The following is a 9,707-nucleotide window of genomic DNA, read 5'->3' on the forward strand; positions in this document are numbered from 1 at the left end:
ATGCTGGCGGATATATCCAAAGATTTGAGCCTGCTTGCGGAGCGCCTCGACGATATCGGGAGGCATCTTTGACCTTCCCCGTCGAAATAAAGAGATAGCGCAGCTCGAAGCTCTCGCGGGGGAGCCCGCGCTCTGGGACGATGTGGCTCGTGCCCAGAAGACCATGCAAGCGCTCGCAAAAGCGAAAGAGGAGGTACTGCCTTACTTAGACTTGCGACGTAAGCTGGATGACACACTGGTACTGATCGAGATGGCCGAGTCCGACGAAGACCCGGAGGCGTATGAGTCTGAGGTGCGCTCAGAGACGGCAGCAATCACGGCAGGCATGGACAAGGTGGAAAATGCCACGCTTCTGTCCGGTCCGTATGATGCCCACGATGCCATTCTTGAGATCAAGCCGGGCGCGGGCGGAACGGAAGCCTGTGACTGGGCCGCGATGCTTCTGCGGATGTACTTGCGCTGGGCGGAGGCCAATGGCTTCCAGGCGGAAGTCAATGAGGAACTTCCCGGAGAAGTGGCGGGAATCTCCTCCGCGACTGTATTTGTGACGGGACGAAACGCCTATGGGATGCTGCGCTCCGAGCACGGGGTACACCGCCTGGTACGAATCTCTCCCTACAACGCCAACGGCAAGCGCCAGACCAGCTTTGCTGCCGTGGAAGTGCTTCCGCAGATCGAAGACGACAGCGAGCTGGTGATTGATGACAAAGACCTGCGGCTCGATACCTTTCGGGCAAGCGGTGCGGGTGGCCAGCATGTGAATAAAACCAGTAGTGCTGTGCGCATCACGCACATCCCTACCAATATTGTGGTGACCTGCCAGGATCAGCGCAGTCAGCTACAAAACAAAGAGGTCGCGATGCGCGTCTTAAGAGCAAAGCTTGCGGAAGTCGAGGCGCGCAAGTTCGATCAGAAGATGGCCGAGCTACGTGGCGATCAGCAGCGTATCGAGTGGGGAAGTCAGATTCGTAACTATGTCTTTCAGCCCTACACGCAGGTGACGGACATCCGGAGTCGGGTGAAGCTGACCGATGTGAATGCGATTATGGACGGCAACCTTGAGGCGCTGCAGCTAGGGTATTTGCGCTGGTTTGCCGGTAAAGGAGCAGCAGGAGATGCAACCGATGGAAACGACGAAGATTAAGTTTCTGGCACTGGTAGGTTTGTTACTAGGGGGCTTGGCGCTTCCTGTACAGGCACAGCCGGAGAAAACCGCGATCCGTCTTGGCGAGGCCGAGGCGGGAAACTTGGTGGCGGATGCCGTTCGGCTGAGTGCAAGCGCAGATGTCGCACTGGTGCCCGCTGCCGCCTTCAAGGGCAGTAAGGCCGTCTCCGCTGAGGCGGCAACGGCTCTGCTTGATCCCGCTACCGATGAGATCGTGGTGCTCAGTGTGCGTGGTAGCCAGCTAAAAGACGCCCTGGAGCGCTCGGTGTCTTTTGCCGGAACCCCGTTCGCGGGCTTTCTCCAGGTCTCGGGGCTCACTTTTCAGTACAATGCCAGTCATGACATTGGGGAGCGTGTGGTAAAAGTCACGGTGAGCGGAGCGCCTCTCGACCCCAAGAAGCTCTACAAAGTCGCCACCACGCGCCCACTCGCCGATGGTCAGCAAGGCTACTTCCAGATCTGGAAAAAAGACCAGATTCTCCCGGGCACAAAAGCTATCACCCTTGGCACTGCGCTACGCGCCCTGCCCACGGGACAAGTTGGCAAGATCGAGGGACGCATCGTTCGAGTAGACAAGTAGATCTTGTTGCCCAATTCAAAATACATTGTTGCCTCCCTCGACGAAGTGTTCCCCGTAAAAATTCAGTAACAGGGTTTTTAGTTCTAGCCCAGGGTTTTGTTGAGATTGTCCAGCACGCGCCGGAGATAGCCGCGTGTGGCTGCCACTTCCTGCATACCGTCCAGGGCTACATCTGTCTCCCCGCTATCGTAGGCGATGAAGAGCTGGCTCAGCCGCGCTTTGAGTGCGGCGTAGGCTTCGGTGAATTCGACGTGTGCGGCTTCTAAGTGAGTCCGCTGGCTCTCGTCGCCGTCCTGGAACTCCATGAGCGCCTCTTGCAGCTCCATCACGGTGGCGAAAAGCGCTTTGGGTGGCTTGGAGTCGCGCAGCTCGCCTAGCTTCGCACTTCGCTCTCGGCGGAGCAGATACTCGGCGCGGGTGAACGGGTCTTTGAGGGTGCGGTAGGCATCGTTGACCAGCGCCGTTGAGGTCAGCGCGTCATCCAGGATCTCGGCAGTGGCGGCGGCAAAGCGATCCGGATGAAAACGCCGCGAGAGGGTGCGAAACTGTGCCGATATCTCCAAGTCACTTGCCGCCGTCTTCACGCCGAGAATCTCGAAGTACGAGGCCGTCGGATTAAGAAAATCAGGCATCGTCACTTGGCAGTGAAACTGGTACCGCAGCCGCAGGAGCGCACCGCTTGAGGGTTCGCGAAGACAAAGCCGCCTTCCATCAGGTTCTTGATGTCGTAGTCAAGGGTCGTGTCTTTGAGGAACTTAGCACTCTTAATATCTACCACAACCCCGAGGTCTTCTTGTTGATAGAGCATATCAAACTCAGGGTCGGGGTCTCGCTCGAAGTCAATCACGTAGGAAAGCCCCGAGCAACCGCCCCCGCGCACGCCCAGGCGCAAAAAAGCGCCTTCTTGTCCCGCTTTTTTTGCCTGGCGTTTGATCGCCTTAACTGCCGCTGGGGTGAGTACGACAATAGGGTCGGTTGTCGGAATCGTTTCCATGGATTTTACTTAATGCTGAGAGCTTGCTTGGTTCGGTAGTCCTCGATAGCGGCCTTGATGGCGTCTTCGGCGAGAACGGAGCAGTGGATTTTCACAGGCGGAAGCGCGAGCTCCTGGACAATATCCGTGTTCTTGATTTTCATTGCCTCTTCCAGCGTCTTGCCCTTTACCATCTCGGTGGCGAGGCTGGAACTGGCGATAGCGGACCCACAGCCAAAAGTCTTGAACTTCGCGTCCTCGATAATACCCAGCTCGTTGATGCGAAGCTGAAGCTTCATTACGTCGCCGCACTCCGGGGCACCAACAATTCCAGTGCCGACGTCTTCCGCATTTTTGTCGAACGAGCCCACGTTGCGCGGGTTCTCATAGTGATCAATAACTTTTTCAGAGTATGCCATTTTATTTTTCTCCCGCCGATTGAAATCGGCGTCTCTAGTGTGCGTTCCACTTGACGGTCGAGAGATCCACGCCCTCAAGATGCAGCTCCCAGAGAGGGCTCATTTCGCGCAGGCGGTTCACCTCGCTGACGACTTTTTGGGCGACCCAGTCTACTTCGTCTTCGGTTGTGAAGCGCCCGATACCAAAACGTAGTGAGCTATGCGCCAGCTCGTCGCCTAGGCCCATGGCCTTGAGCACGTAGCTCGGTTCCAGAGAGGCCGACGTACACGCGGATCCAGAGCTGAGGGCGACATCTTTTAGGCCCATGAGCAGGCTCTCCCCCTCGACGAACTCGAAGCTTATATTGAGGTTGCCAGGGAGACGCTGGGTGGCGTGGCCGTTGATGTAGCAGCTCGGGCAGGCATCCATGATCTTGTGGGTCATGCGCTCCCGCAGAGCCACGAGACGCTCGGTCTCGGTTGCCATTTCCTCCATGAGCAGCTCGGCGGCTTTCCCGAAACCGACAATGCCTGAGACGTTAAGGGTTCCTGAGCGGAAGCCGCGCTCGTGGCCGCCACCGTCAATCTGTGCTGTAACCTTGACACGGGGGTTGCGGCGGCGAACATAGAGGCCACCGATTCCCTTGGGACCATAGATTTTATGTGCAGTGAATGAGAGCAGGTCAATATTTAGCTCATTCACGTTCATCGGGATTTTGCCATAGGCCTGAACTGCATCGGTGTGAAAGAGAATGCCTTTCTCGCGGCAGATTGCGCCAATTTCCTTCATTGGCTGAATGACCCCGATCTCATTGTTGGCAGCCATGACCGAGACCAAGATTGTTTTGTCGGTGATTGCGGCCTTTAGCTCGTCGAGGCTGATGAGTCCATCGGAGCCAACGCTAAGATAGGTAACGCTCTTGCCGTCTTTCTCAAGGTGCTTGCAGGTATCAAGAACGGCCTTGTGCTCGGTGGCGACTGTAATAATATGATCGCCCTTCTCCGCGTACATCTCCGCGATACCCTTGATCGCAAGGTTGTTGGACTCCGTGGCTCCTGATGTAAAGATGATCTCCTTGGGGTCGGCTCCGATGACTTTGGCGAGCTGGCCACGGGCGTTCTCGACGGCATCCTCGGCGGCCCAACCAAAGCTATGGCTGCGTGAGGCGGAGTTGCCATAGATCTCGGAGAAGTACGGAAGCATCGCCTCAACCACACGGGGATCGGTGCGCGTGGTGGCGTTATTATCTAGATAGATTGGTAGTTTGACACTCATTATATTTTTTATTTCTGGGCCATCACAAGTGGCAGCGTGTTCACGAATCGTCTTCCACGGAGCGGCTCTGGGGTAAGCAGATCAGCCAGGGTCATCTGACGCAGGATCTCAGCCATCTGCTCCTGGATTTGAGCAAGAGGCCCGCGCAGGTGGCAGTTTCGTGACTGTTGACAGCCATCTAGGCCCGCTTCTTCCCAGCACTGTGCGATCGCTAGGGGGCCATCGGTTGCCTCAACTATCTCCGCAATCGAAATCTTAGCCGCCTCGCGTCCTAGTCGGTAGCCGCCCGTCGGCCCCGGCACCGAGAGAATGAGCTGCCGTTTCGCAAGCGTCTGCATCACTTTTGCAAGGAGCTCGGCAGGGATCTCGTAGCGCTGTGCAATCTCACGGGGCCCTGTCAGGCGCTCTGTGCTCTCTGTTGCCAGGTAGCAAAGTGCTAGGAGGGCATAGTCTGTCTTCTTAGTAAACGTGAACACGATGTGTTGAGTTCCCGATTTTTATTGTCGCCGATAGAAAGAGTCGGTGATATCGTAACTATCATATCGGCGTCTGATCCATCTGTCAATATTATAAAAACAATTGTTTGAATTGCACTAGAAAACCGCACTGTGTTATAATCGGCTATCTGTTGTGCAACCACGCAACAAGACAAAAGTTTTCTTCGGCGGGAGTAGGGTTGAGAGTACAAATTTCAGTGTTGAAACGGCACGCTTCATACCACAAGAGCATACCCGTCACCGCGACTGATCCGAGATTTTTTCGGGGTATCGCTGGCATCATTATCCGTTCCTGTAGGAGCGGTCACTTCGGGGAGGGTTGACTCAAATGGCATTCGCACGAAAAAGTCTTGCTGACATTCTCTTAGAGAAACAGTTTGTTACCGCCGCCCAGTTAGAAGAAGCCAAGGCTGCTGGAGGGGATCTCCGTAAGGCTGTTATTGATAAAGGCTTTGCGATGGAGGTAGATGTCTACAAGTGTTGGGCGGAGTCTGAGGGGCTTCCGTTTGTAGATATTACAAAGCATAAACCGGAGTCGTCTGCACTGAATGTCGTCCCGCAGAATGTCGTCATGCGGCACAAGGCGATTCCTGTCCGAAAAGACGGCCAGACACTCTATGTCGCTATTGCGGATCCTCGTAACGTCCCCGCTATAGATGACATCAAAGTCGCCTCGCGTATTCCAATAATTCGTGCCCTCGTGGCTGCGCCAAGTGATATTGAGGCGGCTATCAAGGAAAACTTCGGCACGACCACCCCCACTTCTGGTGGGGCTGTCGCATCGTCGGGACCCGCGAACAATGGGAACTTCGGCGAGATTTTAATGCTTGCCAAAGGTCTGGAGAACGAGCGCCGGGGTGGCAAAGACGATGAGATCGGGGTGGAGGGGGACGATTCTGATGCGGCTCCAATCATCAAGATGGTCAATGCTATTCTCTCGCAGGCCATTGAGATGGGCTCGTCGGATATCCATATGGAGCCGTTTCGCCGGAGCATGCGTGTTCGCTTCCGCATTGACGGCGTTCTGCGCGAGGTGATGGCGATTCCTAAGCTCATTCAGAACTCGGTGACGGCGCGTTGTAAGATTATGTCGGACATGAATATCGCCGAGCGCCGCGTTCCGCAAGATGGTCGTATTGGTCTGCAGCACAATAAAAAAGACTACGACATGCGCGTCTCCTGTCTGCCCTCGATGTACGGCGAGAAGATCGTCATGCGTATTCTTGATAAGTCCTCGACCCAGATCGGTCTGGAGCGCCTAGGCTTCCGCCCGGAGGTCATGGTGCCGCTGGAGCAGCTCGTCGAGCAGCCCAACGGTATGTTTATTGTGACGGGGCCAACGGGATCGGGCAAGACGACCACACTCTACTCCGTGCTGCATAAGCTCAACAAGATCGAGCGAAATATCATCACTGTTGAGGATCCGGTTGAGTATGAGCTGATGGGAGTGACTCAGGTTCAGATCAATAAAAAAGCGGGTCTGGGCTTTGGCAACGCCCTCCGAAGCTTTCTTCGTCAGGATCCAGACATCATTATGGTGGGGGAGATGCGCGACTTGGAAACCGCCGATATCGCGATTGAGTCGGCGCTGACGGGGCACCTTGTTCTCTCAACCCTCCACACCAACGATGCGCCGTCGGCCACGATGCGTCTGGCGGACATGGGGGTGGAGCCGTTTCTTATCGCCGCAACCCTGATTGGTATTCTTGCCCAGCGCCTTGGCCGTACGGTCTGCGCGAGCTGTAAAGAGACCTACCAGGGAACTACTCGGGATCTCCTACCCTTTAACTTTGGCAAGCAGATGGTTCACGAGTCCATGGTTGAGTTTGGTCTGGGGCCAACCGACCTGGATCAGCCGGTGACCCTCTACCGAGGGCGCGGCTGTGATGTCTGTGGTGAGACGGGCTACAAAGGTCGTACAGGTATTCATGAGATGCTTACCATGAACAACGAGATCGCCGACTTGATTGTCCGCCGCGCACCGCTGGGTGATATTACCGATGCGTCTGCCCGGGGCGGAATGAAAAAGATGCGTGAGGATGGGCTGATTAAAATCTTGCGTGGGATCACCGATATTCCGGAAGTCCGCCGCGTCGTCTTTACTGCCGGAGAAGGATAAACCTATGTCAACCACGGGACCTGAAGAAATCCCCCAGCCAGAGCGCATGGTCGGGGCGGGGGGCGGGCGGCTTCGCTCGCTGGAAGATGCGCATATTGATGAGCTGCTGCACCTGGTTTTTGAGACCAAGGGCGCTTCGGATCTGCACATTGCCTCGGGCCTGCCGCCCGTTATTCGGGTGGATGGAAAGCTGCTGCAAGCGCCGTACGAGCCCTTCACGCCGCAGACCAGCCAGCGCATCAACTACGATATCCTCACCGATGAGCAGATCCAGAAGTTTGAGTCCACGATGGAGCTGGACTACTCCTATGCGCTGGGGCGCTCCTGCCGTTTCCGCGTTAACCTCTACCGTGACCGGGGGACGGTTGCCGCAGCGTTTCGAACCATTCCTACCAAGATCCCGACCCTGGAATCGCTCCAGTTGCCAGCGATTGTCGAGAAAGTCACGCACCACACCCGTGGGTTGGTTCTCGTCACAGGTCCGACTGGCTCAGGTAAGTCCACGACTCTGGCAGCGATGGTCAATGATATCAATCTTCATCGCTCGGAGCATATCCTGACGGTTGAGGATCCGATCGAGTACCTGCATAGTCACAAGATGTCCGTAGTGAACCAGCGTGAGCTCGGCCAGGATACCAAAAGCTTTGCCAACGCCCTGCGTGCCGCTCTTCGAGAGGACCCGGATGTCATTCTGGTGGGGGAGATGCGCGATCTTGAGACGATGTCTCTGGCGGTCTCTGCGGCGGAAACCGGCCACCTTGTGTTCGCGACCGTTCACACCAACTCAGCGGCCTCAACCGTTGATCGTATCGTGGACTCTTTTCCCCCAGGTCAGCAGGAGCAGGTCCGTCTCCAGCTCTCCAACAACCTGATCGCCGTTCTCACACAGCAGCTACTGCCTCGTATCAGTGGGGGACGTGTCTGTTGCCAGGAGATCATGATCGCCACTCCCGCTATCCGCAACCTCATCCGTGAGGCCAAAGCGCACCAGATCACTTCGATGATCCAGACATCGGGAAATATCGGGATGCAGACGATGGACATGTGTCTTCGGGATATGACCATGAAGGGCTTGATCACCAAGGACATGGCTCTCCAGCGCGCGATGAACCGCACGGAGCTAGAGAACATGCTCATGCAGGCGGAGATGGCGCAGCAGGATCCCACCAGTGCCCGTGTTCGCCGGATGTAGAAAGAGCAACACGCAAAAAACGCCCCCGGATCAAGCGATCCGGGGGCGTATTCTATTTAGTTACCTATCGCCGCCCGGTGCGCCGGGACCGCCTGGGGGGCCTTCAGGCCGGGGCAAAGTTGCCTTGGCTGTTAGCTTCAGGCCGTCTACGGAGTACTGAAGAAGCTGGTCTCCACGCAGGACATAGACATGTTTCTCGGTTGCAGTAATGCTTGCACCGCCACCGCCCATTCCCATCATCCCCATCATGCCGCCGGGACCGCCTTGGCCACGACCACCCCCTTGTCCACCGAAGCCCCCGCCACCGGGAGGCCCCCCCTGTCCGCCAAAGCCACCCTGGCCACCACCGGGAGGGCCGCCAAAGCCGCCTTGTCCGCCAAAGCCACCCTGCGGCGGTTGAGGAAGCTCCTGAGCGACCAACTGAGATGCCGTGCTCTTATCCGACTTAGTCTGCTGAGCACTTGCCTGCTGCATCGTCGCCGCCATACCAAGGGTGAGAGCGGCTCCCAGAGCCATTCCACCCATCACTTGCCATTTTGCTGGTTTCATATCCAACCTCCTGTAGTCTTGAGTGTACGCCTCAATTGTGAAGAAGTCCTGAAGCTCGCCTGCCTCTTTTTAGCGCCGGGTGAGCGGGTAGCTCAGACCGACTCCGCCAAAAAAATCGCCGCTCTGGAGGAACGTTCGCCGTCCATTGCCCACAAATACCCGCAGGTTCGCTCCGCCTGTCATGTCCCGGCTCGCGGTGAGTGTCGTGCTGTAGCCTAGGCCTTCGTGGCTGGAGTACTCCATATAGACATCCAGATCGCTCGCCTGGTAGATCCAGGGGAAGTAGAGGCCCAGGGTCACAATGCCCGCCTTATCGGGAGCCACGCCAATTTCGCCGTAGGCATCCATCTGGTTTGCACCGGGCGACAGAGCCATCGAGCCGCTGACGGTGTAGCCCGTTCCGTTGTTGAGGCTACCCACGCGCAGTAGCTGCGCTCCGAGCGTGCCGCCGCCCACTTGCCGCGTTGACGATGCGACGAACCCACTCTGGGCTCCCCGTACATCCGGGTTGGAGTCGTAGAGCCAGGCCGCCTCGGTGCGCATTCCGTTGCGGTTCACGCTCGCGCCCACGGCACTGTAGCGCTCGCCAACAAGCTGGGAACGATTGAGTGCTAAAAGCGCGGGGCCGCTGTAAAAACGACGCCGACCTGCGAATATGGTCAGGTCCTTACTCATCTCCCGCTCCATCGAGGCCACGGAGAGAGCATCGTAGCCTTGGGTATTCGATCCGGAAAGAATGCGGAGTGCATTGCCCTCGAACTGGTAGCGGGTCTTTCCCAGGCTGCCGTAGAGGCGCAGACGGCCCCCAAATCCCTGAGGGTCTGCGGTGAAACCGAAGGCTTCGGCATCTGCGGCGATATCACTGGTCTGGACTTTCCCCTCCAGCGCGACCGCTGCCGCTGCTCCGAGGAGGATCAGGCTGTTAGAGCGAACTGCCCCGTCGAAGAGTGGCTTACGG

11 protein-coding genes are annotated in these 9,707 nt (G+C 57.0%); 4 read left to right on the forward strand and 7 right to left on the reverse strand.

What is annotated here, in order from left to right; genetic code table 11:
• Window positions 1-1,144 (forward strand): peptide chain release factor 2 gene (prfB, locus tag ACH2EH_RS18600; protein WP_395143966.1). Its coding sequence is split into 2 segments (ribosomal slippage), with 1,143 coding nucleotides annotated over them: window positions 1-57 and window positions 59-1,144; the frame shifts between segments, so codons are not numbered across the junction. This gene is flagged as partial in the annotation.
• Window positions 1,125-1,745 (forward strand): 5'-nucleotidase C-terminal domain-containing protein, encoded by a 621-nt coding sequence (locus tag ACH2EH_RS18605; protein WP_395143968.1) that lies wholly within the window; start codon window positions 1,125-1,127, stop codon window positions 1,743-1,745. The genes prfB and ACH2EH_RS18605, both read left to right, overlap by 20 nt.
• 83 nt (window positions 1,746-1,828) lie before the next feature.
• Here ACH2EH_RS18605 and hscB read toward each other — a convergent pair whose 3' ends face one another.
• From hscB to ACH2EH_RS18630, 5 genes are read right to left on the reverse strand one after another with little or no spacing between them, the layout of a single operon-like run.
• Complete coding sequence (gene hscB, locus ACH2EH_RS18610; RefSeq protein ID WP_395143970.1) at window positions 1,829-2,377, reverse strand: Fe-S protein assembly co-chaperone HscB; 549 nt, start codon at window positions 2,375-2,377, stop codon at window positions 1,829-1,831.
• A 2-nt stretch (window positions 2,378-2,379) separates the two neighbouring features.
• Window positions 2,380-2,739 carry a HesB/IscA family protein gene (locus ACH2EH_RS18615; RefSeq protein ID WP_395143972.1) on the reverse strand — a complete coding sequence of 120 codons (360 nt, stop codon included), beginning with the start codon at window positions 2,737-2,739 and terminating at the stop codon, window positions 2,380-2,382.
• A 5-nt stretch (window positions 2,740-2,744) separates the two neighbouring features.
• A complete protein-coding gene (gene iscU, locus ACH2EH_RS18620) occupies window positions 2,745-3,137 on the reverse strand; it encodes a Fe-S cluster assembly scaffold IscU (RefSeq protein ID WP_395143974.1) in 393 nt (130 codons plus the stop codon).
• Between the two features lie 34 nt (window positions 3,138-3,171).
• Window positions 3,172-4,392: an IscS subfamily cysteine desulfurase gene (locus ACH2EH_RS18625; protein WP_395143976.1), complete on the reverse strand. Its 1,221-nt coding sequence runs from the start codon at window positions 4,390-4,392 to the stop codon at window positions 3,172-3,174.
• Between the two features lie 8 nt (window positions 4,393-4,400).
• Window positions 4,401-4,868 (reverse strand): RrF2 family transcriptional regulator, encoded by a 468-nt coding sequence (locus ACH2EH_RS18630; RefSeq protein ID WP_395143977.1) that lies wholly within the window; start codon window positions 4,866-4,868, stop codon window positions 4,401-4,403.
• 349 nt (window positions 4,869-5,217) lie between these two features.
• On the opposite strand from ACH2EH_RS18630, the gene ACH2EH_RS18635 reads away from it, so the two are divergent.
• Entirely contained in the window at window positions 5,218-7,008 is a 1,791-nt protein-coding gene (locus ACH2EH_RS18635) for a GspE/PulE family protein (RefSeq protein WP_395143979.1), read from the forward strand.
• A 4-nt stretch (window positions 7,009-7,012) separates the two neighbouring features.
• On the forward strand, window positions 7,013-8,200 hold the full coding sequence (locus tag ACH2EH_RS18640; RefSeq protein WP_395143981.1) for a type IV pilus twitching motility protein PilT: 1,188 nt from the start codon (window positions 7,013-7,015) through the stop codon (window positions 8,198-8,200).
• Between the two features lie 60 nt (window positions 8,201-8,260).
• On the opposite strand, the gene ACH2EH_RS18645 is transcribed toward ACH2EH_RS18640, so the two are convergent.
• Window positions 8,261-8,749, reverse strand: a complete 489-nt coding sequence (locus ACH2EH_RS18645) for a hypothetical protein (protein ID WP_395143983.1) — start codon at window positions 8,747-8,749, stop codon at window positions 8,261-8,263.
• 69 nt (window positions 8,750-8,818) lie between these two features.
• The coding region (locus tag ACH2EH_RS18650; protein ID WP_395143985.1) for a hypothetical protein at window positions 8,819-9,707 on the reverse strand (889 nt) is incomplete at its 5' end.

The sequence above is a fragment of the Armatimonas sp. genome (genome assembly GCF_043760365.1).
Taxonomy (GTDB): domain Bacteria; phylum Armatimonadota; class Armatimonadia; order Armatimonadales; family Armatimonadaceae; genus Armatimonas.

Bases quoted from the DNA above. Each gene is read 5' to 3' on its own strand.
- ACH2EH_RS18605 (WP_395143968.1), top strand. From the start codon at position 1,125: ATGGAAACGACGAAGATTAAGTTTCTGGCACTGGTAGGTTTGTTACTA.
- hscB (WP_395143970.1), bottom strand. From the start codon at position 2,377: ATGCCTGATTTTCTTAATCCGACGGCCTCGTACTTCGAGATTCTCGGC.
- ACH2EH_RS18615 (WP_395143972.1), bottom strand. From the start codon at position 2,739: ATGGAAACGATTCCGACAACCGACCCTATTGTCGTACTCACCCCAGCG.
- iscU (WP_395143974.1), bottom strand. From the start codon at position 3,137: ATGGCATACTCTGAAAAAGTTATTGATCACTATGAGAACCCGCGCAAC.
- ACH2EH_RS18625 (WP_395143976.1), bottom strand. From the start codon at position 4,392: ATGAGTGTCAAACTACCAATCTATCTAGATAATAACGCCACCACGCGC.
- ACH2EH_RS18635 (WP_395143979.1), top strand. From the start codon at position 5,218: ATGGCATTCGCACGAAAAAGTCTTGCTGACATTCTCTTAGAGAAACAG.
- ACH2EH_RS18640 (WP_395143981.1), top strand. From the start codon at position 7,013: ATGTCAACCACGGGACCTGAAGAAATCCCCCAGCCAGAGCGCATGGTC.
- ACH2EH_RS18645 (WP_395143983.1), bottom strand. From the start codon at position 8,749: ATGAAACCAGCAAAATGGCAAGTGATGGGTGGAATGGCTCTGGGAGCC.